At 39.6% G+C, this 24321-nt stretch carries 19 protein-coding genes; 2 read left to right on the top strand and 17 right to left on the bottom strand.

The window, feature by feature from the left end:
* Positions 1 to 192: 192 nt before the first annotated feature.
* The 9 genes from IW22_RS20205 to IW22_RS20165 are packed head-to-tail and all read right to left on the bottom strand — an operon-like array spanning position 193 to position 13899.
* Entirely contained in the window at positions 193 to 1377 is a 1185-nt protein-coding gene (locus IW22_RS20205; RefSeq protein WP_034730360.1) for a PepSY-associated TM helix domain-containing protein, read from the bottom strand.
* Between the two features lies 1 nt (position 1378).
* Positions 1379 to 3817: a TonB-dependent receptor gene (locus IW22_RS20200; protein WP_034730358.1), complete on the bottom strand. Its 2439-nt coding sequence runs from the start codon at positions 3815 to 3817 to the stop codon at positions 1379 to 1381.
* Positions 3804 to 5192 carry an AMP-binding protein gene (locus tag IW22_RS20195; protein ID WP_034730356.1) on the bottom strand — a complete coding sequence of 463 codons (1389 nt, stop codon included), beginning with the start codon at positions 5190 to 5192 and terminating at the stop codon, positions 3804 to 3806. Before IW22_RS20195 ends, IW22_RS20200 begins: the two co-directional genes overlap by 14 nt.
* Positions 5193 to 5196: 4 nt before the next feature.
* Positions 5197 to 5442 (bottom strand): acyl carrier protein, encoded by a 246-nt coding sequence (locus IW22_RS20190; protein ID WP_034730354.1) that lies wholly within the window; start codon positions 5440 to 5442, stop codon positions 5197 to 5199.
* 1 nt (position 5443) lies between these two features.
* On the bottom strand, positions 5444 to 6847 hold the full coding sequence (locus IW22_RS20185; RefSeq protein ID WP_034730352.1) for an MATE family efflux transporter: 1404 nt from the start codon (positions 6845 to 6847) through the stop codon (positions 5444 to 5446).
* The gene (locus tag IW22_RS20180) at positions 6844 to 8658 is read right to left on the bottom strand and encodes an IucA/IucC family protein (protein WP_034730349.1); all 1815 of its coding nucleotides are present in this window, start codon (positions 8656 to 8658) and stop codon (positions 6844 to 6846) included. Before IW22_RS20180 ends, IW22_RS20185 begins: the two co-directional genes overlap by 4 nt.
* A 7-nt stretch (positions 8659 to 8665) precedes the next feature.
* Entirely contained in the window at positions 8666 to 9982 is a 1317-nt protein-coding gene (locus tag IW22_RS20175; protein WP_081873991.1) for a lysine N(6)-hydroxylase/L-ornithine N(5)-oxygenase family protein, read from the bottom strand.
* The gene (locus tag IW22_RS20170) at positions 9975 to 12401 is read right to left on the bottom strand and encodes a GNAT family N-acetyltransferase (protein ID WP_034730346.1); all 2427 of its coding nucleotides are present in this window, start codon (positions 12399 to 12401) and stop codon (positions 9975 to 9977) included. The genes IW22_RS20175 and IW22_RS20170 overlap by 8 nt, the downstream gene beginning before the upstream one ends.
* Complete coding sequence (locus IW22_RS20165; RefSeq protein WP_034730344.1) at positions 12373 to 13899, bottom strand: pyridoxal phosphate-dependent decarboxylase family protein; 1527 nt, start codon at positions 13897 to 13899, stop codon at positions 12373 to 12375. The genes IW22_RS20170 and IW22_RS20165 overlap by 29 nt, the downstream gene beginning before the upstream one ends.
* A 217-nt stretch (positions 13900 to 14116) precedes the next feature.
* Here IW22_RS20165 and IW22_RS20160 point away from each other — a divergent pair, with 217 nt between their 5' ends.
* On the top strand, positions 14117 to 15214 hold the full coding sequence (locus IW22_RS20160) for a TauD/TfdA family dioxygenase (protein ID WP_034730342.1): 1098 nt from the start codon (positions 14117 to 14119) through the stop codon (positions 15212 to 15214).
* Between the two features lie 567 nt (positions 15215 to 15781).
* Here IW22_RS20160 and IW22_RS20155 read toward each other — a convergent pair.
* The 7 genes from IW22_RS20155 to IW22_RS20125 form a co-directional block, all read right to left on the bottom strand.
* Positions 15782 to 16594: an alpha/beta hydrolase gene (locus IW22_RS20155; RefSeq protein WP_034730340.1), complete on the bottom strand. Its 813-nt coding sequence runs from the start codon at positions 16592 to 16594 to the stop codon at positions 15782 to 15784.
* A 147-nt stretch (positions 16595 to 16741) separates the two neighbouring features.
* A complete protein-coding gene (locus IW22_RS20150; RefSeq protein ID WP_034730338.1) occupies positions 16742 to 17311 on the bottom strand; it encodes a Crp/Fnr family transcriptional regulator in 570 nt (189 codons plus the stop codon).
* Between the two features lie 12 nt (positions 17312 to 17323).
* The gene (locus tag IW22_RS20145) at positions 17324 to 17848 is read right to left on the bottom strand and encodes a GNAT family N-acetyltransferase (RefSeq protein ID WP_034730336.1); all 525 of its coding nucleotides are present in this window, start codon (positions 17846 to 17848) and stop codon (positions 17324 to 17326) included.
* A gap of 12 nt (positions 17849 to 17860) precedes the next feature.
* Positions 17861 to 18439 carry a nucleosidase gene (locus tag IW22_RS20140; protein WP_034730334.1) on the bottom strand — a complete coding sequence of 193 codons (579 nt, stop codon included), beginning with the start codon at positions 18437 to 18439 and terminating at the stop codon, positions 17861 to 17863.
* 386 nt (positions 18440 to 18825) lie between these two features.
* Positions 18826 to 19527: a DsbA family protein gene (locus IW22_RS20135; RefSeq protein WP_034730332.1), complete on the bottom strand. Its 702-nt coding sequence runs from the start codon at positions 19525 to 19527 to the stop codon at positions 18826 to 18828.
* Between the two features lie 85 nt (positions 19528 to 19612).
* A complete protein-coding gene (locus IW22_RS20130) occupies positions 19613 to 20785 on the bottom strand; it encodes an MFS transporter (RefSeq protein ID WP_034730323.1) in 1173 nt (390 codons plus the stop codon).
* Entirely contained in the window at positions 20782 to 21726 is a 945-nt protein-coding gene (locus IW22_RS20125; RefSeq protein WP_034730378.1) for an alpha/beta hydrolase, read from the bottom strand. Before IW22_RS20125 ends, IW22_RS20130 begins: the two co-directional genes overlap by 4 nt.
* Positions 21727 to 21885: 159 nt before the next feature.
* On the opposite strand from IW22_RS20125, the gene IW22_RS20120 reads away from it, so the two are divergent.
* Entirely contained in the window at positions 21886 to 22266 is a 381-nt protein-coding gene (locus IW22_RS20120) for a winged helix-turn-helix transcriptional regulator (RefSeq protein WP_034730321.1), read from the top strand.
* Here IW22_RS20120 and IW22_RS20115 read toward each other — a convergent pair.
* Positions 22256 to 23452: an MFS transporter gene (locus IW22_RS20115; RefSeq protein ID WP_034730319.1), complete on the bottom strand. Its 1197-nt coding sequence runs from the start codon at positions 23450 to 23452 to the stop codon at positions 22256 to 22258. The two genes, IW22_RS20120 and IW22_RS20115, sit on opposite strands and share 11 nt — an antisense overlap.
* Positions 23453 to 24321 lie beyond the last annotated feature (869 nt).

Here is a 24321-nt window from a genome sequence, read left to right as displayed (position 1 = left end):
GTAGGATTAAAATTTCAGTGAGAAAAAACAGTTTTGTTTTATTGTAAATAAAAATGTAAAATTAACCACAGATGACACGGATTTTCACAGATGTTTGCGTTTTATGAGTTTATGAATTTGTGAATTCTGGAAGATCTTAGGGATAAAAAAAAGTGCAACGGTTAGGTTACACTTATCTATTTTTTTTGTTTTTTAATTTGTGGAGACCAATATCTTCACTTTCTTTTTCTTGGGTTTCTTCTTTTTTCTATTGATATAAATAATGAATCCTGTGATAGGAAGTGAAGCGGCAATCATACCTGCAAATAGATATAAAATCCTGCCTGTCATTCCAAAGATACTTCCTGTATGAAGGTCATAATTTCTTTCTCTTAACGCAGTTCCATTGCCAATGTTTTTGTCATTGTAGGATTGATGTTTTAAGATTTTTCCTGAGTATTGGTCAAAACTGAACTGCTCATTCTGGTATTGCTTATTTCCGTACGTCACCTCAGCATAATAAGTTCCTTCTTCTGTCTTCGGAAAGCTGATGAGTGCAGATTTTTTATCTGCGAGGCTCTGTTCTACCCTGTTTCCGACCATATTCAAAATATTTCCTTTGTCTGAAGGTTCTTCGGAAGGAATGATGCTTTTGGCTTTCTGTTCGGTTTTTGTTGTTCCGTTCAGTGTTTTTTTGACCCATTGATCTACATCCTCAAAATTCCATATCAAAGCAGCGTATGAAATAAGACATAAAGGAATGACTGCATAAAATCCCAGGACATTGTGCATGTCATAATTAACCCTTTTCCATTTGGCGGATGTTTTAATAAAAAACATTCCTTTCAACGCGTTCTTATTCATTTTGCGGGGAAACCAGATCACCAGTCCTGAAAAAAGCATGATCGCTAATATCAGTGTAGAATATCCTGTAATAGTTTTACCAATTTTCTCCCCCAATAAAAGCCTGCGGTGAAGATCCATAACGATCTCAAAAAAATCATTTTTGGCATTTTCCACCTCAAGAACTTTTCCGGTGTAAGGATCTACATACACTCTGTAATAATGAATATAAGAACCCCAATACGTCAGAGCCTCTTTATTCATTTTCAAAGACCTAAAAGTATAGCTTCTGGATGGGTCTGAGGATATTTCTACCCTGCTTACCTTTAAACTGTCCGGAAGTGCCTGTTCAGCTTTTAACTTAAGAACGGAAAACTGCAGCTTTTCTTTTTTTATGGTTTTGACGAAATATTTTTCGGGGTGTATGGCATGTTTCAGCTCTTTTTCAAAAGCGAGAATACATCCTGTCACCGCCATTATGACAACTATAAGCCCGGACGTTAGTCCGAGCCATAGATGTAATTGATATGCTGTCTTTCTTAGTATAGAATTCATATTAAAACTTAAGAGTAACCTCTGCCACAAAGTTACGAGGCATTTGGGCAACTATAACACCCTGCCCTGCGAAATACTGCGCATTTCCTAAATTATTCATTTTAAATCCTAGTCTGTATCTTTCTTTTTCAAGAGATACGGAAGCATTCACTAAAGTATAAGAAGGGAATATAAACTGACCGGTAGTCACGGTGTCTACGCTAACCTGCTCACCCACACGGTTTACCCCAAAACCTAATCCAAGACCTGAAAGTCCCTGGATCGGCAATATGTAGCTCACCCAAGAATTGAATACATTAGCCGGACCTGAAGAAGACGGACGACGGCCATCTACATTGGCAGCAGCTTTTACAAACTTACTGTCGTTATAAGAATATCCTGCCATAATATTCAGACCCTGAATAGGGTTCAGGATGGTTTCAATTTCAATCCCTTTACTTCTCTGCTCTCCGTCCTGGATGGTGACATTGTAGTTTGTTCCGCCACGATTCACAATATCTGCTCTTAACATATTGTTGACTAGAATATCGTAATATCCTACTGTGAAATTCACTCTGTTTCTCCAAAGATTTCCTTTGAATCCTACTTCCCACTGATTAGACCTCTGCGGTTTGAAATCTCCACTATAGTCAGCAAGTGGCTGCGCAACCGGAGCTAAATTACTGAAACCATTCATGTAGTTAGCGTATGCTGACAAACGCTCTTTAATGATCTGATAAGATAAACCAAATTTTGGAGACAATGCATTCTGATTGAATGGCCCCGAATTAGAATTCTTAACCAAATCAAGCTGTCCTTTGCTTTCATAATGGTCAAAACGTAAACTCAACAAAGTAACCAAACGGTCTGTAATATATACTGCATCGGAAATGTAAGCGCCATAAATATTACTTGATGCCGTATTTCGTACTAAAGGTGCTGTAGAAGTCTGAATCTTCTGTAACGCCAAATCTCTGGTTATATTACCATATGTACCTGTTATCGGCGGAGCTATAGGCGCTGTAGGATTTTTAGGATCAATGTAATCATATACAACAATTGGAGAAAGGTTATTATTCATAGACTGGTTTAAATAATCCAGTCCTACAAGAACTTTATTTTTAATTTTTCCTATTTTAAATTCTCCGTTAAAGTTCTGCTGAACGCTGGTAGACGCTCCTTCACCATTCTGCCACTGTACATTACGTTCCAGAAGGTTATCTGTAGCTCCTCTCATGAACTGATACTGATACAATCCTTCCGTTTTCCTGTAATTTCTTGAGATCAAAGTCTGAGAGCTCCACTGATCTGAAATTTTGTAATTAATCTCAGCTTTTACATTGATGGAAGGCGCCTTTAAGCTCATATCATTATTGGAATATGATTTTTTCCAATCGTACCCAAGCTCATCCGGAGTGGTTGCGATGAATGGTCTGGTTCTCGGCAAAAAGATGATCGGCGTATTGGTTCCTTCATAGGTGTAAATCTGAGCTCCCAAATTAAACTTTAACCTGTCATTCACCTGGTAGCTGAATGTAGGCGCCACAAACATGGATTTTCTGAACTCAGAGTCTCTGAATCCGTTTTGGTACTGATAGGCAGCATTCAAACGGAATAAAGTCTTTCTTGATTCCGTGATTGGACCGTATACATCAGCCGTCACACGGTTCAGGTTATAACTTCCCAAAAGATAAGAAGCTTCTCCGCCGAAATAATCTTTAGGCTTTTTCGTCACTACATTTATTAATCCTCCAAAAGAATTCACCGCACCACCGTAAAGCGTTCCGGAAGGTCCTTTAATCACGTCGATACGCTCAATATCCGCAGGATCAATTTCTGAGTTGGTGGTCGCAGGAACACCATCTACCATAGAAACCCTGGTAGGAAACCCTCTTAAATTGTAGTAGAAACTTCCGTCTCCCGCTCTACCCGCACTTCCCTGCATTTTTACAATACCCGGAACGTTTTTTAAAGCATCTGACATATCATATACCAACTGCTCTTTCAGGATCTGCTGGTTGATGCTTGTATACATCTGCGGATTTTCAATGTTTCTCAAAGGCATTTTAGAGATCGAAGTACTGTCTCTGTCCAGAAACTTATTTCTGCTGAAGGCATATACCGTAATCCCTTCAATCACATTGTTTTCTGTTTCAGGATAAATCACCGGAATTTCAAAGACATCTTTTTCAATACGGATCTGCTCACGCATCAATTCAATGTCATTTAAAACTACCTGAAGCGTATATTCTCCCGGTGGCACATTATCAAAATAGTATTCTCCTAAACTGTTGGTCTTAGCCTGATACGGCGTATTAACTAATCTTAAAAGTGCATTCTTCACGGGAACCTTTTCAGACAACATAATCTTTCCGTTAACACGTTCACTCTGCTGGGCAGAAACAAATAATGGAAGACCGACAAGAAATAAAAGTAATATAGGGGTTTTAAATATTTTCATGCTGTAAATTTTGTAACAGGGGATAATTGATTTTGCCGTTTTGTGATAATGGAAATGATTCTATGTGCTCGGTGTGTACATACTGCGGATTAATGCGCAGCTTATTTTTAATGGTTTCTTTAATGGTCTGGGGATCAATTTCGATGTTGTCATACAGAACAATGATCTTTTTGTCATTGCCGTTCAGACAAACCACTGTATTCCCTTCCAGTTCATTCTTAAGGATAAACTCTACCTCATCCAGGTTAAGACGGATTCCGAAAAGCTTCATGATGCGTTTGATTCTTCCTGTGATGTAATACAGTCCGTTCTGCCCTCTTCTTCCCGTGTCTCCTGTATGAAGAAGCTTAGGCTGTTCGTAGGTAGACAGATCTTCAAGCTTGTTGGCATAACCTCCGCTGATGCTTGAATGTAAAAATAGGAGTTCATCTGTTTCTTCATCAATCTGGAAGCTTCCTCCGTGTACAGGAGTACCAATAGACGTTTCCTCTTCAAGAAGTCCGTCTGTGGTAAGATAAGCCATTCTTCCGCCTGCTTCGGTTTGTCCGTATTGGGCAAAGAACTGTTTATCGAACTCAAGGCAGTAATTGAAGATGGTTTTTCTCAATTCTGCATTGATCACCCCTCCCGTATGGGTCATGTATCTCAGGCTGGTGCTGTCTTTTCTGAAGAATCCGATTCTGTTCAGGTTTTCATACAGATACGGAACGCCTCCCAGCGTGCTGTAGCCGTACTCTTCCATTTCATCCCAGAATGCTTTCTGCATGATGTCTTTGTCCGTACAGACTATTCTTCCCGCACGCATACAGTTGGTGGTAAAAATAGAAAAACCGTACACGAAATTAATCGGTACGTTGAGCGGAACTACATCAGATTCCAGGATAGGCATGTATTGAAGGATGCTCACGGCATTCTGATAAAGGTTTTCATCCGAAAGCTTCACCAGTTTTGGAACCCCGGTGGTTCCGGAAGTACTTAAAAGGATTTTGATATCAGGATGAATGGTCACTTCCGGCTGGTAATCTTCTTTAGCAAAAATTTTCACCGTTTCCGAAAACTCCTTCAACGAATATCCCTGAACCTCATCTCTTGAGGGATCAAAGATATATTTGGGACGGTATTCTGCTTCCAGACGTTCTTTAAATTCCGGATGCAATTTCTGTCCCAAAACAGCAATGGCATGTGCGGTTCCATAGAAATTGAGGATCACTTCAATACTGGGCACCTGATTGTCATTGTACAAAAAGATCAACCCTTTTTCTACAGGATTGAGGCCTAAAGAACGGTACAGGGTTCCAACCGGCGTGGAAACACCGGTGGAAGCATCTGTAAACAACAAGTTCTTGTTGGCAATTACATTTTCTAAAATTTTCATATACTTAGTTTTCTACGAGTACATCGTATTTTTTCATTTTTTCGCGGATCTTTCCGACGGTTCCCATTTCAAGGATGTCGTTAAAGTCAAACTTGACACGGTAGAACTGCTCCAAAGCTTCTACAATAAGCAGATGCGACATAGAGTCCCACTCAGGAATCTCCTGATAGGTAAGGTTTTCGTCTACTATTTCTTTTTTCACAGCGATTGCTGATGCGATAATTTCATAAAATTCGTCTGTTGTGTGCATTTTAAATTTTTATAGTTTTCCATTTACCATTTTTGAAGATCATGAGGAACAGTACAGCCAGTACGATTTCCGAAGAAACAATGGCCGTAAATATTCCTTTCAGTTCCCATTGAAGTCTTACCCCAAGCAGGTAAGCCAAAGGAAGCTGAATCACATAGAACATGATCATGTACAGCAGGGTTACCTGCATAATATTGCCGGCTGCATTAAGCGCACGGCTGATCACCATTGTAAAACCGAGTAAGAGATAAGCCATAGATACCACATGGATGTATTGTACCGCATATCGTGCTACCTCAGCTTCCTTGGTGAAGAACGTCACCACATATTCCGCAGCGAACTGCCAGAATATAGCAACTACTACCAGATAGGTCATATTAATTCCTCCGGCTCTCCATACCGTTTTCTCAGCGCGGTCCGGATTTCCGGCTCCTAAATTCTGTCCCGTAAGAACGCCTGCAGCATTTCCTATTCCCCAGGCAGGCATCGTGGCAACAGAAGCAATTCTCTGCGCAATAATGTATCCTGCAAGAGCAGTAGTCCCGAAGGTTGCGATGATTTTAACCATAATCAGCCAGCTTGAAGCAGGAATAATATACTGAACCAGCCCGCCAAAAGTAATTTTCAGGATTTTCTTAATTAAAGGCAGATCAAGATGAAATTTCACAAGGATATTCACACTGGTTTTGCGTGTCAGAAGAATAAAGAACTGATATAAAACTGCCAATAATCGTGATAGTATGGTAGCATAAGCCAATCCCATCAATCCGTAAGCGGGAATAAAACCCAATCCGAAAACAAGAATCACGGCAAAGACCATACTGGAGATATGACAAAGCCAAAGCGACTTCATCGCCAGATCTGCATCCCCTGCTCCTCTGAAAAGACCATTGATGGACAGACGCAAAATCACCAGACCGATACTAAGAAAGACCAGTTTGGAAAAAGGAAGTCCGTTATCTACCATCCCTGTATTGAATCCAAGGAAACTGATGATCTCGCCAGCAAAAAGGAATGACAGACCGCCAATCAGTAATGCAAAAGCAGAGGCCAGCAATATGATATAATGTGCCGTGCGGCTCATACCTTCCTGGTCTTTTTCTCCGGCTCTCCTGGCCGTAAGTGTTGCAGCAGCGATACCTAAACCAATGGCAATCGCATTGGCAAAATTGATATAGTTATCTGCAATTCCCACGAGTCCAAGAACCTTATCTCCTAATCTTGCTATGATTAAAAGATTGATACTGACAAAAACAGATTCCATCACGAGCTCCATCACCATCGGAATGGCAAGGCTGAAGATAGAACGGTTGATACTCCCTGAGGTAAGTTCTACTTTTTTTCCCGCTAAAGCTCCGTACGCAAATACAGAGCCTTCTTTTACAAGATGCAGAAACTTTCTCATACCGTCGCTACAGAGTTTTTATTCGCAATCTGATACAAAGGATTCGGCAGTGCACCGTCTTTCTTTGGAATAGCAAATGCTTTATTTTCACTGTAGCCGTTGTTTTTCAAACGAAGACTGTTGATGTAGAACCTTTTGAATGTAGGAACATACAGGTCATATTTTTCATACCGCTCATTCAGATGAGGATTATGGTTTTTGTAGTTCTCTATACACTCATGAACAAGCGTCCAGAAGGTCTCTTCCTCAAAGTTGGAATGGGTATGCAGAACATTGGATAAATACCTGAAGAATGCATCAAAAACCCCTAAAAGTATAGACAAAGGAACATTTTCCTTGTTGGAAGACTGGATCAGTCCGTCTGCCAGATGATCAGGAAGTTTCTCCCTTGCTTCTGTTGTCAGGACAATATCATCCACAAAATCTTTGATGACAATTCTCTGTGGCACTCCGTTTTTTAATACTACCATGATGTTTTCTCCATGAGGGGTTACACAAAGAGAATGGGTGTAATAAATGTGAAGCAACGGCGTAAGATAAGCATCCAGATAATCTCTGATCCACTGTTGAATACTGATTCCTGCCTGCTCTGCAAAAGCCTGTACCAATGGAATTCCATTCTGATCTACAAAAAGTAAGGAAGCCATTGTAAACATTTCTTCGTCTTCCTGTAAATAGTTGGAAGCACTTTCGCGCCATAAAGCTCCCAGAAATTCGTTATACTGATAAGGAACACCGGCAATCGCGCTGTATTGAGGATGCAGATAAGCAATAGAAGCTTCTTCTCCTAAAAATATGGTTCCTTTTGTTTCAAGATATGCATCACCTTTGATCAGTCCTTTCACCCAGTCTGTAATGGATGGGGCAATTTTCATCTGCTTAGGCGACAGTCCTCTGATATTTCCTGTACTTAAAATAGAAACAGCGGTTTTCAGATATCTTTTTCCAGGATGATCTGTATTGAACAAAGTTCTGATGCTCTGTTGCGGGCTATACACATCATTTCCTTCTCCTAAAAGAATTAAAATACCGGATGCAATATCACCTGCAAAGTGAATTTTCAGTTTATGTTCCCACTGCCATGGATGTACAGGAATTAAATTATAATCCTCAGGAGACTTTCCGGAATCAATCAACCTTTGTTGAAAAGCCTGATACAATTCGTCTCCAATTTCAGAGCGGTAAAATCCTTCCTGATCTATGTGCTCCAGCGACTGGAACGCTGATCTGTCCTTATGAGCAGCCAGCCACAACACTTTTAAATCCTCTCCCGCTTCCGGAGCAAACGTTTCAAGATCAGTAGGAGAAAATCCTAACCTGCTTTTGTTAACGATCACCCAAGGATGGCCCGTCATCTGATGTTCTACCGTTTGGTAATTACTTGATGCCAATTCTTTTGAAGACATAACACCTCTGGATAAGATCAGTGCATCACAATATAACGTATGAAGCAATTCTTCGGTATATCTCGCCAGCGTATTGGCATCTAAATCGAATACGGTCTGCATTTCAAGGAAGAACTGGGGAATATTCAGCGCTGAGGTTGGTACTCCATTCTCTATTTTCGCGATACTGTCTGTATCAATATGCCAGTAATCCATCATCCTTTCCTGTCCGCGGAAATTGTATACTATAGTTTCAATCCCGGTTTCCAGTTTGAAGACTGTAAATCCAGCTTCGTCCTGTGAAACGGCAACAGGTTTTAACCGTTCTTCATGCATTAATTCTGCAATCGTCTTGGCCATAAGATCTCTGTTGGCCTGTAGCCAGATTTCCTGGCTGATTGTATTATTTTTTAAGTTGGTGTTCATTGTTCTGTTATATTTTGACAGTTGATACAGCAGCGTGTTTCTCTACATCAAAATCCTGGAAAGCAATTTTCTTTTCGATTTTATAATGTTCTCTTCCCAAAATGTCATTGATGATATAGGAATTACGGTAGGCCGCCATTCCAAGATCGGTAGAAATGTAACTGTGGGTGTGTACTTCTGCATGAAGCACATAAATTTCACCGCCGTTATGGTCTATGGAATAATTCCTGTTGACCGCAAATAGTCCTGTCGAATCTCTTTTAATTCTGGACTGAATATTTTTCAGGAAAGCAGGTTCATGATAACGGTATCCTGTTCCTACCACCAGATAATCAGCTTCCTGTTCGTACGGAACCTCTTGTTCCAATTGTGTGAATTCAAGGGTCAAATGATCAGGATTGCTGTTGTCTACTCTATCCAACTGACTGTTTGGAATGATGGTAAGGTTTGGATCAGCATTATCAATATTCAGGTCGTAGATGAAATCATAGATCTGGTTGATGAGGTCGTAATTGATTCCTTTGAACTGTGCCTGTTGCTTGCTTAATATTGATTTTCTCGCCGCTTCATCCCTGCTGTAGAAATAATCTACATAATCAGGAGAAGTCAACTCCAGTGTCAGTTTTGAATATTCCATCGGGAAGAAACGGTCCGGACGTGAATACCAGCCCAATTGGGTGTTTTCATCACGGCTTTGCAATAAATCATAAAAAACCTCAGCAGCACTTTGTCCTGAACCGATCACAGCAATTTTTTTACCTTGAGCTAAAAGTTCTTCCTTACGGTATAGATAAGAGCTTGTATGAAGAATACGCGAATCCTCTTTCGGAATAAACGAAGGAATATGAGGCTGTGTCCCTGTTCCCAGGATCAGTCTTTCTGTTCTGAAAACTTCTGTTTCCTTGGTTTTGGTATGAATGGTTGTGATTAAATACAGTCCGTCTTCATACACAATATCAACCACCTGCGTTGAAAAACGGCACTGTGGAAGCTGGCTCACTACCCATTGACAGTAACGGTTGTATTCTTTACGTGGAATGAAAAAATCTTCCCTGATAAAGAATTTGTACAGCCTGTTCGTTTCTTTCAGATAGTTCAGAAGGCTTAAAGGATTCGTAGGATCTGCCATAGATACGCAGTCGCACAGAAAAGGCGTCTGTAGGGTTACGTGGTCAATCATTAATCCCGGATGCCAGTCGAAACCATCTCTCTGGTCAAGGAAAAGTGTTTTTAATTCAGAAATCGGATTGGATAAAGCGGCAAGTCCTAAATTAAAAGGACCAATACCTATTCCGATCACGTTATATATCGTGTCGTTATTCATGTTCAGTGATTTTTACGGTGAATTCTACATCTTTGTTTTGCGGGAATTTTTCCCAGTACCATTCCCTGTAGCAGAAATTAAGATTGGCTTTTTTATGAGGCATTTCTATAACTTTATCTACTTTGAAGCCTACATGGGCTTTATTCATCATAGAAGCCAGAGAATCTACCGAACCTTCTCCTACCATTTTTCCAACCTCAGGCTGGGCAAATACATAATCTACCATAGACTGTGTGGAAGGAGAAACGTATTTCTTCTTCGGATCTGTAGGTGCAATAAATTGGTGGGTTCCGTAATCGGTAGGCAGTACATCATAATAGTCGCCTACAATGTCTCTGCACGGCCAGTATACTTCGATATTGCATGTAGGTTCGTCGTTGCTCATGACGATGTAGCTGTGTGCTTCATCACCCGGCAACATTAAACGGTAATAAGTTTCCAGCTCGTCAATCGGCCAGTTCATCTGCCAGATTTTGATCGCGTGTTCACGGTTGAACCACTCATGAAGCATCTCAAGGTCTTCATCAAGATTAACAGGTCTCATGGTAACCGTGACATCATCTTTCTGGAAATAACGCTTGAAGAAAGTTTCTTTTCCTTTTGGATGGATCAGCTGATCTGAGAAGTAATGGTAGTGAAGAAGATTTGGAACTTTAGCATAAGAAATGGCTGCAGCGCTTGTAATTCCGTCAATTTCATTGGCAACCGCCTTAAAGTTAGTTTTTGTTCCCCAATGACGGTTTTCAAGTGCATAACGCGTAAAATCTGAAGGCATTTCTTGATGAACCTGTTCAAATTCGCTGTGCAGGATATTGATCAGAGTTCTTTCTTTCACCCATCCTGTCTTTCCTAATGACGCCACAAGTGCTGAAAGATTGCTCACCAGAACATGGTAAGAGATAATATCTAAAAGACGCTCATCCCTGATGAAAAGATCTTCAATCTCAGGATACGTTTTGGAAAGCTCTGTATATTGTTCTCTTGCACTTTCTCTTAATAAATATCCCTGTGCATCTCTTACAAAAAGAGTCGTCGGCAGCAACTGATCATCCAGTTGGATCAGAAGATTCTGTTGATGCGCCTCAGGAGCCATGCCGTATTGGCTGTATAAATGGTTTAAAGGAGCAATCAGCAGATGAATATATTTTGAAAACCAAGTGGTCACCGATTCTTCCGGACTGGTTCCCAGTTTTTCAGAAACATCCGTAAAGAACTTTTGGATAAAATTCTGTTCGTCTGCAGGTTCGTCCTGACATAATCTTGCTAAAAGAAGGATTTTGTCTTCCGGCTGGAATGGGTTTTCGCGGATCAGAAGATTAAGGCTTTCAATATTTTTATCCTGATGATAAACGCCTAATGTTACAGGTTCCAAAAGCAGTTTAAACTGGTTGAAATCCTTTTCAAATGCTGCGCCTGCATGTTTTCTCCATAAAGCCGATGCGTAGCCTCTTTTGAGATCTTTCTCCGTATTGATCCTTATCGATCCTGTTAAAAGAACATTTAATGAAAACTTAGGCATCCACGGAATTTGAGGACTGTACATACTTCTGATGGAAGAGGTTGAATAAAATTCTTCCCCAAAAGCCCCGATATGGATTAACGTACGGTCTTTGATCATTTCCGCTCCTTCTTCGATAGACAAAAGATAAGTAGCTTCCCACGGATGACACGGAACCGTATAGAAATCAGAAAGTTTTTCACCTTCTTTAAGGTATTTTGCTTCCAGATCTTCCGGTAATGAAACGATACTCTTCAGAAATTCATGATAAGGCTGCTCTAAAACCGACTGTTCCTGAACACAGCTTTTGTGCACCAGAAAATACTCCAGCTGAATGCCTTTATTGAATTCCGGGCCGTAAAGAAGCTGTTCTGCTCGGGAGAATCCCATTCTTGCTTTTGTGAAAGGATGAAGATTGTGTCCTACAGGAAGCTGTTGTTCAGATTCCAGGAAAGAATACGTCAAAGCATCCTGATCCTGTAAACCTTCTTCCATGATCATTTCCAGATTTCTTAGGCTACTGTGAATCCTTTTGGTAAATAATTCAAGGCCTTTTTCACTGAACTGCTCAGAAAGTTCGCGGTATACCAATTCGGTAAGCTGATCAACATCCGGTTCATAAACCTTCTGATTGTTATGATCAACCACCGACAAAGTCATTCCATAATTGTGGAAAGCACTTTCAGAACGGTAAGAAACCGGAGCGAATAAAAAGATATCGCTTTTCTTTAATTCAAATCTTATATGAAGTGGATAGGTACTGTTTTCCAGCGCCTGAGCCGTAAGGGCGTCATATTTCGGAACTCCCTGATAGAACTTTCCATTTCCAAGCTCACGAAGCATTCCGTTGAGCAGGATTCTGACCGTGATTTCCTGTGCTTTTTCCGTAAGCTTAGTTTGCTGTACCAAAGTCTTCTCCATGCGATTGTATTGTATTTAAAATTTGGTGAACATCTTCTGTCGTGGTGATCGGGTTCAGGAAGGTAAACTTCAGGTAGAAATTCCCATCTACTTTGGTACTTGCCACCAGAATTTCCCCGCTGTAGAAAAGCTTCATTTTGATGTGCTGATTCAAAGCATTCAGGTCTGCAATATCAGGTCTGATATAACGGAAAACCAGAACGCTCAGATCCGTATCGGAAAGCAGTTCGAAATGAGGATTTTCAGTGATCATAGACGCTACGTCTTTGGTAAGGTCTATCACCGTGTCTGTATATTCTGAGAGCTGTTCTTTGCCCATCATTCTTAAAGTAAACCACAGTTTCAGAGCATCGAATCTACGGGTACTCTGAATAATGGATTTGTTGATCTGTGCAGGAATTTCCTCTTCATCCATTTCCGCAGGATTCAGATAGTCTGCATGGTGTTTCAGGATTCTTAATTCCCTTTTGTTTTTAACGATAAAAGCACTGCTGCTGATCGGCTGGAAGAAAGATTTATGATAATCTATCGTCACAGAATCCGCTCTTTCGATACCATTCAGAAGATGACGATACTTTTCGCTCAATAATAAAGCACATCCGTAAGCCGCATCTACGTGCATCCAGATATTGTACTGCTCAGCAATATTGGCAATATCTTCCAGTGGATCTACGTTTCCAAAGTCTGTGGTTCCGGCCGTAGCCACAATTCCGATAGGAATATTTCCCATCTGCTCTTCTCTCTTAATGTATTTCTTCAGTAAACCGATGTCCATACAGAATCTTTCATCTGTAGGAACTTTAACGATACATTTTTCGCCCAATCCCATGATAGAGGCATTCTTTAAGTTGCTGAAATGAGACTTATCAGAAACAAAAATTCTGAATCTGCCCGCTTCCTGTGGAAGGCCATCCAGCTTGATATTATGATTGTATCTCTTCTGGGAAAAGCAGTCGCGCATCATCACAAGCCCCATCAGATTGCTCTGTGATCCACCTGCTGTGAAAACGCCATCGCTTGTTTCTGCATTGTATCCTAACTGCTCTGCGGTCCAGTCGATCAGTTTTCTTTCCATGAAAGTTCCTCCTGCACTCTGGTCGTACGTATCCTGTGAAGAATTGATGGCACTTACAAGGATTTCTCCTGCCAATGCAGGAATAACGATAGGACAGTTAAGGTGTGCCACGTATTGTGGAAGGTGAAAAGCAGTCGCATGCTTTACATATATAGTATCTACCTCTTCAAGTAGCTCCTGGTATGAAGATAGTTTTTGATTAAGGTCTATCTGCTGTACCATGCCTTTCATTTCTTTGGCTTCTATTCCGCTGAAGGGTTTGTCATTTCTGTGAAGAAAAGTTCCTACAAGGTCTAAAGTTTCTTCTACAGCGGAACGATAATGATCATAATTGTCAGTATGAAAAATATTTCCAAAATTCCCCGAAATGTGAGGTAATGAGGCACCCAGGATCTCTCCGGCGGGCATTTGATTGTTGTTCATATGGTATTTGTAAGGTGATTTTTTAAATCAATAAGTTGTGTGAATATTGTATAGTATATAGATGTATATACTTGAGTGTCAAGTTTTTATTTTTTGCATTTTTTCAAGTTTTTTTTTGGTGATTGATAAATTATTCCTAAATTTGACCAAGCTATTGTTATTTAGAATAATTAAAAACAAATATAAAAATTATATTAACACACCAAATATTTTTTTAATGAATTCGCTAGAAATTTTAGATAACGACAGTATTACTGCGGTAAAACTGCTTCCAAGAGTCATTGAGATCACCTCTCAGGAAAGAAGAATGATACAAGATGCGGCGGTGCATCTTCAGAGAAAATATGGCAGCTATGAAAATAGAGACTTCATTACTCACGTTCATCAACTGGCCTCTTATTTTTTGCCGGAAAGAATTCTACATATAGCCGCTGACTTTGCCAGCGACTTCTCAATAAATCAATATGGAGCTCTGGTATTCAGAGGATTAATGGATATCGATCAGGAAAGTATCGGGAATACACCACCGAACTGGCAGTCTGCGGATTATTCTAAATTCAACATCTATGGTTTTGCGTGTGCTTTGATTCACGGAGCACTTCCATCGAAACCTGTACAATACTATTCTCAGCGTAAAGGAGGAGGATTAATGCATGCGATTATCCCTGACGAGAAAATGAGAGAAACACAGACAGGATCGGGGTCTGCAACAGATCTTTATGTGCATACGGAAGATGCCTTCCTGAAACACCAGGCAGACTTTTTAAGCTTTATGTATATCCGTAATGAAGAGCAGGTACCTTCTACCCTATACTCTATCCGTTCTCACGGAGCTATCGGGGAAAATTTCAGACCTCTTTTTGAGCGTATGTATAAAATACCGAAAGATGCCAATTTAGAGACCGGTATGGAGGAAGAAGAGAAACTGGATGCCGTGTTGTATGGTAATTATGAACTGCCTTTTATGAGGTTTGATGCTGCCGAACAGCTATTCAACCCAAGCATTAAGCAGACTGATGATGCCCACAGCCATCTGACAGAATTCTGGGAAGAGGCAAGAGATCTTATCTATTCAGGGTTCACGCCACAGGCTGGAGATGTGATATTGGTGAACAACCACTTATGTGCCCACGGAAGATCAGCTTTCCGTGCCGGAGTAAGAAACATCAACGGCGTAGAACACGAATGCCAAAGAAGAATTATGCTCCGTATGATGAGCAAAGTGAGCCTGATGGAAATGAGAGCCCACACACTTACAGAAGACCCGTTCTTTGTGATAGAAGAACATTTGGGTAAAAATTTCGAAAACATTTAAAATGTTCTATTAGATATTTATTTGATAATAATTATGATGGATCCTTTTAAGCCTTGTGCTTAAAAGGATTTTTTTTGCTGAATACTTTTTTAAACTTTTTGTTGGAAAAGCGCAAAAGGCCGCAAAGAAATTTGAAAAGATGATGCTGTAAGGCGCAAGGATTTTATCTGCGATAAAATTTCAGATCGTTTATTAAATGCTAATGAACTCGTTGAAAATTTTTGATTTCTCTGGGTTATAATATGATCATTTTTATTCTAGTTTTTAAACAGCTTCCCCAAATATTTTTTTAACCTGAAGAAAATATTTAAACCATTAAGAGCATTTAAGTTTTTGAGATAATTAAGGTGAGCTTTGCTTTTAAAGGTATGCCTTAAAAAAATCATTTGATTTTTCTTAACTATTCTTATCATCCTAATTAATCTTAATGGTTTAAAGATTTGAGCCTTTTAACCATGTGAAGGTTCAAAACCTTCAAATGGTTAGGAGATATAGATTTCAGCTTTAAATGAAATAATATAAAGCACTATAATTAAGATAGATATAGTAATTTACATAAACTCAATTTTATGGTTTAAAAAACCGATCAAATAAAGTCAATTGTTCAGATAAAGATCTGCTCCAGTATTTAGGATCATGGATTCCTAGAGACTCAATGTATAGATGCTGAATCTTAAGATCAGTCAGCTTTTTATGAAAATTTCTGTTCATGCCGATCATCTGGGTATCTTCTGTCCCGCAGTCAAAGATGTACTGCTGATCAGCTGAAGCCATTGTCTTCAACTTATTATCTGTAAAAAATTTAGGATTTAAAGAGATCACAGGACCCGCCACTTTATCTACCTGATACTTTGTGTACCCTTCTCCAAATGAGGCCAGATCCAAAGCGCCACAAGAACTTCCAACGATGCCAAACGTTTTATTGTATGTCGTACCAATGTTCACAGCGCCATAACCTCCCATGCTCCATCCCAGAATACCTCGAAATTTTCTGTCGTTTTTCACAGGATAGTTTTTATTGACAAAATTTACAAGCTCCTGCCCGATAAAAGTCTGATACTGTGAATCCTTAACCAACGGACTATCTAAATACCATGAATTGAAATTTCCGTCCGGCAAGACATAGATCATCTTATACTCTTGTGCTTTCTGAACCAGATCAGGAATATCCTGCTTGATCGTTCTGTCTGGATTTCCGCTATACCCGTGAAGAATATAAACCGACGGATAGGTTGCGCCCTGCTGCACATCCGGTGTAATGATAATGGTTTTAATGTTCTTATTCATTCTGGCACTGAACACTTCTTTATGAATGATTTTCTGTGCGGAAAGTTGTGCAGAGACTGTTAATACACAGACAATGCTTACTATATTTTTCATAGGATATAATTTTAAATCTGATAGGACTGCATCCTATCTTAGGCTAAATCGCCACGTTGTGGCTGGCTACCATCCAATTGTTCTTGATTACGGTACAAATATGCGGCCGATACAATAAAAAAGCCTCAACATATGTTGAAGCTTTTGTCAGTTTATTTCTTTTTTTATGCGGCTCAGCTGAGTGGGTGTAATGCCCAGGTAAGAGGCAATATGATGCTGTTTAAGACGGTCATGCAGATGTTTATTCTGCAATAACTGTAAATAGCGCCGTTTGGCTGTTTCATGCTTTAAAGAAATTTCCAGCGGTTCTTTTTTTACGACCCAATTTTTTTCCAGATAATGAATTTGAAATAATGCCAGATCGTGATACCGGTTGATCAACTCTCTGAAAGCCTTTGCCGGATATTTGATCACCGAACAGTCTTCAAGGGCAACAATATTAAAATCACTGGGTTTAACCTTGATCACAGCCGCAGTAGAAGCAACAAAACTCTTTTCTTCAAAGAAAATTTTATACACAGAATCTCCCTGTTCATCCACAGTATAATAGCCCACCAGCCCAGATTTTATAAAGTAATAATATCTCGCGCCAGTTCCGGCTTCCTGAAGAAGATCATTTTTACTGAATTTTTCTTCAGTACAGATATTGATCAGGGCCTCAACTGTTTCTGCTGATAATGGGTAATAGGAATTGATTTCTTCTAAAAATTCTTTCAAAGCTGATGGTTATTAATCTAAAATTTTCTTCATCATCAGATCGGTCTGATCATCATTTCCCAACGTAAAAGTATGACTTCCGAATTCCTCAAAACCATTTTTTCTGTAAAAACTCAGTGCTCTCAGGTTCTTTTCCCACACCCCAAGCCAGAGATAATTTTTACCAAGACTTTGAGCGCTTTCTAATGCTTTGTCATACAGTAATTGCCCTACTTTCTGTCCGTGGTGGCTTTTTTTGACGTAAATACGCTCTATTTCCAGGGAAGTATCATCATCCTTCAGTTCAGTTTGTGCCGCTCTGGAATTTAATTTTAGATAGCCAACAGGATTGTCCTCTTCCCAGGCGATAAAGAAATGAGAATCGGCATTGGCTAATTCTGATTTTACTTTTTCCGTATTGAAACTTTCATCCAGATACGTTTTCATAGCCTCTTCGGAATTACTTTCTGCAAAGGTTTCAGAGAATGTCTGTCTACCCAGACCCTGTATGGTTTCAAGATCTTCAGCCGACGCTGTATTAATGATAATTGATGCCATTTTTCTTTTTTGTTAAAATAATATTTTCTTAAACGCTTCAGAAGCCAGATGTACCTGAACCGCCCAGTCGTCTGCGGCATCACTTCCTGCATCGTCGGAGATATATTTCAGGCACAGGAAAGGGATGTTTTCTTTCTTAGCAATGAGTGCAAGCGGATAGGCTTCCATATCTACAATATTATAATCCGTTTCCGAATGATTCATCTCAAAACTGTCGCCGCTGCCACAAATTCCTTCTTCCAGTCCGTTCATCTGAAGACCGTATTCCAAAACAGGCGGAATTCCGGATAAAGGAGTTTCATAAAGACTGAAGCCGAGACCTCTCACATCCATATCGCGCTGGATAAATTTTGTACAGCAGACCACTTCACCTTTCCCGAAGCTTTTACTTCCTGCAGACCCCAGATTAACGATCAGTTTGGGTTTTCTTAAATGAATTTCTCTGGTCAGTTCAATCGCAGCATTTACTTTTCCTATTCCTGTCACCAGTTTATTTTTTCCTTCAAAAGCCTTTCCAGCCTCCGAATCCAAAGCAAAGACAAACAGCGTTTCAGAAACCGGATAATGAGAATCGGTATTGATTTTTATCATTGAACATAAATATTTAAACAAAAATAAGCATTGAACGGCTAAAACGGGAACCTTTTTCCTGTTTTTTATAATCTGTACTGAACAAAAAAACACCCCGGGTTGAGGTGTTTTTATACTGAATATGCTAAATTATTTTTCATTGAAAACACTAATGTCAATAATCTTTTTTACAAATTCCACGAATGTTGCTGACATTCAATAGTGACATTCGTGAATCTATTAGTGTTATTTGTGGTTAAAAATTTAACCTAATCAGGAAGTTGGAAGAGGCAGGCAACTTTAGCGATTTAAGGAATTAACCTTAAAAATTTAATAAAACGGCATTGTCATTCTGTATTTTGAACCTCAATAACTTCCCTCTTCCAGCTTCAGACTTCCATACATTATTAGACACTGCATCCATCCGTATCACAAGATGCACCTCCTTCTTTCGAAAGATCCTTAAACGGGCTTACCGTTTCTTTATACGTCTGTTGAAGAGCATCTGCAAAAACTTCAGCAGGTTGTGCTCCGGATACAGCGTATTTTCCATTCAGAACAAAGAAAGGAACGCTTGAAATACCATTGTTTTTAGCCTCCTGAATATCCTGGTTAATTTCAGAATCGAATACATCTGATGTTAAAGCCTGTCTCGCCTCATCCTTATCAATCCCTAAATTCTCAGCAAGAGAAACAAGTTCTTCTATATCCCCAACATTTTTTCCGTCGGTAAAATGAGCAATGAAAAGCGCTTCTTCCATTTCATTGGCCTTACCGTATTTTTTAGCAAGATGAAGCAGTTTGTGTGCTGTGAATGTATTGATGATCAAAGCTTTTTCGAAATTAAAATCAATTCCGGCACTTTTCCCCATCTGAGCCACCTGACCAATCATCTGGGATGCCTGTTCTGCAGGAAAACCTTTTTTCTCTTTAAAATATTCAACGGTATTCTGAGGCTTTGAAGCATCTAAACTAGGATCTAACAGGAAGCTCTTCCACTCTACTTCGATTTCGTCTTTAAACGGCAGTTTTTCAAGAGCCTGCTCAAAATTATTCTTTCCGATATAGCAGAACGGACACATAACATCCGACCATATTTCTATTTTCATTTTTTTTGTTTTAATTTTTGATGAAATTAATTAATCCATCAAAATTACTGCTTTTCGCCAATGTAACAAAATTTGTTACAATATATTACGGACACGGAATAATGATCTTCTCCTTTTCAGCTCTTTTCTCCAGAATACTTCTCAGAATGATCATCAAAAATGCTAAAATCCCAAACACAAGGCCTATCCACGGATTGTATGAAGCTCCTTTGGCCACAATCATCCAGCCTCCCAGGGTTGTTCCCAGAGTTACTCCGAGGTTTCCAAAGGAAGTCGCTAAACTGTTGGCAAATTCAAGAGAATCCGGGACGGAAGAAATCATGTAGGAGGACGCATTCTGAAAACTCGGAGAATAAAGAAAGCCCCAAACCGCAATACTGATGATATTCGCAGGCAGACTGTCTCCGGAGAAATACAGTAAGAACGGCATAATGACAGTTCCGGAAAGGAACAGAGCGGTCGTTTTCGGGACATTCCAGCTCAACATTTTTCCCGCAATCCAGTTTGAAAACACACCAATAATTCCGAACAGAAAAAGCATGTAACTAACCATCGTTCCGTCCATTCCTTTCGCTTTATTCAGATAGTCGGCAAAATAACTGTAGGTAGAAAACCAGGCGGTAATCATGAAAAAATTCATGGCTGTACTGATGATAAATGTAGGTTTAGTCAGAATCGTGAGCTGACTTTTATAAGATTTTTTTTCCTGCACAGGCATTGCGGGAAGCAGCAAATAGATCACGGCTAAAGCTACTGTACTCACAATCCCCTGCACGATGAATGAAGATTCCCATATCCATATACTGGCCAGCCACGTCGCAAAAGGAACTGTAGTCACCATAGCCAGAGCTACCCCGATAAAGACAATTCCCATCAGCTTATTCGCCTGTTTTTGATCTGCTCCAGAGACTGCGACAGACAAGGCCGTGGCAATATAGACCGGTTGTAAAAATGCAGGAAGTATTCTCACCAGCATCAGAAGCCAAAACGGTGGCGACATCGCCGAAACCACAGCCGTAAACAGAAAGATCGCAATAGCGGTCAACATCACTTTTTTACGGTCAAATCCGGACATCAGCAAGGTCATAAAAGGCCCCGTTAATGCAATAATCAGTGCAAAAGCACTGAGGAGCCAACCGGCTTTGTCAATTCCTATCTGATAATGTTCTGCAATCTGTGGCAGGATTCCTATTACTCCGAATTCTGTTGTGATGACCGCAATGAATCCTAAGCATCCGATGTAGGCGTACTTTTTCATGCTTCTTTTTCTACAGCTATTTCAAGGTGTTGATGGGCAAAAGCTGCCATTTCATTGGCTGCCCGATCCACTTCATTCAATACTTCTCCCATATGCATAAAACCATGGACCATATCTTTGTAAAAACTGGTACGAACAGAAATCCCGGCATCTTTCATATGCTGTGCTAACAATTCTCCTTCGTCTCTTAAAGCATCATGTTCGGCAATAAGAACCAATGTAGATGGTGTATTTCTGAAATCTTTTATTAATATAGGAACTGCCAATGGATCCGGATTGTTTTTACCATCAGGATAATACCAGTTCCAGGCCTGGATACCTCCTTCTTTATTTAAAACCGGGCCTGTTTCATAGATTTCCCATGATTGAGTACTAAGTTGATTATCAGCTGCCGGATAGATCAGTATCTGGAACTTCAGAAGTTCTCCAATCTGAGTGGAAGCGCTGGCTGCAAGAGCTCCACCGGCACTGTCACCTATAATTCCGATCTGATTTTTATCAATTCCCAGGGATTCTGCATGGTCAACCAACCATTTTACGGTATTAATAGAGTCATTTAATCCCGCAGGAAAAGGATGTTTGGGAGCCAAGCGATAATCAACGAATATCACTGTTGATCCTGTTTTATTGGCCAGTTTACGGACTACAGCATCATGGGTTTCAAAACCACCGGCAATAAACCATCCGCCATGTATGTAGACAATACCTGATGATTTCTGAGTCGTTTTTCCTTTCGGACGGTAGATCCGGATCGGGATCTGGTGGTTTTCGATAGGAATATTCAGTTCTTCGATCATTGCAACGGATTCTTTTTTTCCGTTGAGCTGAAGCGACATCGTATCAAGATATTTCCGGGTATCATCCAACGGATTCTGTACATTAAATGACTGTATTTTTTCTAAATGACTGATGATTTGTTTGATGGGTGATGTAAATTCCATTTTTTTAAATTTTCCTGTTAATACTATTTTCGGGGGAACGTGAGCGCTATTGTTACCCAACTGATGTTTATTTTCAGTTTCTGAGGACAAAATTAATTTTCAAACCTTACATTTGCACTGTATACAGCGAATTGTATGGTACTAACAAATTTGTAAGCTATGGGGAAAATAAAGGAAAATTCGACGAACAACATCAATAAAAAGTACATACAGGAATGTGATCTGTCTTATGCCGTCTGCAAAATCGGAGGAAGATGGAAACTTTTGATTTTAAACAGATTGAAAGACGGAAAACTGCGTTTCAGCGAAGTCCGGGACCGGATCTGCGGAATCACTGAACGGATGCTTACCTTACAGTTGAGAGAACTCGAAAAAGAAGGTCTGGTGAAACGAACCGTACACGCCGAAGTTCCGCCAAGAGTAGACTATGAACTTACGAATATAGCACGGGAACTGATCCCTATCTGGGAAGACCTGGAAAAATGGGGAAATAAGCACAGAGACTTAGTTCAAAGCAGTGAAGTTGAGGCTAAGTTTTAGGCTGAGATGCATTGACTTTATTGCAAAACAGGACGTGAGCAATGATCGCAAGCAGCCCGAAAGATGCCCCTACCAAGCAGACACCAGACCATTGAGCATATTGCCAGGCCACAGAAGCCAGCCATGTCCCCAATGATCCGCCAATAAAATAAGAAACCATATAAACGGTATTTAATCTGTTGACCGCATTGGATTTAATTAAAAAATAATTGGTCTGGTTCATGATATGGCTCGACTGTACCCCAAGATCCACCAGAATAACGCCAACGATCAGTCCCCAATACGTTTCACCCGCAAAATAAGTGAAAGCCCAGCTTCCTACCACAATAAAAAGCGAATACAAAATGATTCGGTTAATGTCCAGATATTTCTGGAGTTTTCCAACTTTTGCAGCCGCCAAAGCGCCTACAGCTCCGGCCAGTCCGAAACTTCCCACTACAGAAGATCCTGCATTAAAAGGCGGTTTTTCCATATGAAAGACCAATGTTGTAAATAAGGCACACATCGATCCGAACGCCATCGCCCCACGGAATGAAGCCAGCTGCAGAATAGGTTGTGTTTTAGCCAGATGAGCTACAGATTTCATTAATTCTCTGTAAGTTCCTTTGAAATTTGGCTGCATTTCAGGTAACATTTTATACACCGCAATCCAAACCAGAATCATCAGCCCTGCCGCAATACCGAACATCGCTCTCCAGCCCCATACATCGCCAACAATTCCACCGATAAAACGGGATAAAAGAATTCCTAACAACAATCCAGACATTACGACTCCGATATTGGAAGATTTTTCTTTATCTGAGGACAATTCAGCGGCGATCGGTATAAATAATTGAGGGATTACAGAAGTAGCTCCAATCAACAGGCTGGCTGCGTACAGCATCCATAGTTGAGTCGCGAATGTCATCCACAATAATGATCCAAAAACCAAAAACAGATCAATCAAGATAAGTTTTTTACGGAAAAATTTATCTCCCAAAGGTACGAGCAGCAACAATCCCAAGGCATATCCTATCTGTGTCAGTACAGAAATCCGGCTTGCAGCACTTTCAGAAACATGTAGATCGTCGGAAATAAGGGCCAGTAAAGGCTGGTTATAATAGTTATTGGCTACCACAAGACCCGAGATGATGGCCATAAGCCAGATTACTGTTCTTGAAATACCGTTCGTATTGCTCGCCTGCATAGTTGAATTAAAATTTGACTTCAAATGTAAGAATAGAATTAATGAATAAGAGGCATTCCAAATTGTTAATCATGAATGATTCAATTAATACATTCAATCGGAAATACCACCTTTTTTTTAAGAAGGACAAAGGTAAAGAAATTAAAAAACTTAGTCTAACTCAATCAAACCTTATCGTTTTGTTATTTAACATATACTTTTTATTTCTTTAACCACAAAAGAGTGACAAAAGCTTTTACTCTTAAGTTAATTGTAGTTTAATACTTTGAATATTAGAAGATCACATAAGCTTGATGAAAAAATCAAAGATTTTTATACCGGACAATATGCGCAAACATCTGTGAAAATCTGTAAAATCAGTGGTTAAAAAAACACAAATGAAGTCACAAAAGCTTTTAACACTTAAGTTACTTGAAGTTTAAATCCTATGAAAATAAGAAGATCACATAAGCTTCAAGAAAAAATCAAAGATTTTTATACTGAATAATATACGAAAACATCTGTGAAAATCTGTGAAATCCGTGGTTAAAAAAACAACCACACAGAAAGTCACAAAAGCTTTAAGAAAAATCAAAGATCTTTATACTGAATAATATGCGAAAACATCTGGGGAATCTGTTAAATCTGCGGGAGATTATTAATAAATTGAGTTAATAATTAATAAAAAAAGAGACCGTTTGGAAACGACCTCTTTCAATCAACTATGGCATTTAATCTTAAAATAATTTACAGGCAGGAATAGAGGGAGATTTTTCGTCATCAACAGCTTTACAGAAAGTCAGCCGCGGGTTTTGTGTATATCTGTAACGGAAAAATAACTGTTAATATTTTATAACGCTATTTTTTTTATTCATTTTATTTAGTCCCAA

The organism is Chryseobacterium sp. JM1, assembly GCF_000737715.1.
In the GTDB taxonomy this organism is placed as follows: Bacteria; Bacteroidota; Bacteroidia; order Flavobacteriales; family Weeksellaceae; genus Chryseobacterium.
This window is presented reverse-complemented; position numbering and strand designations above follow the sequence as displayed.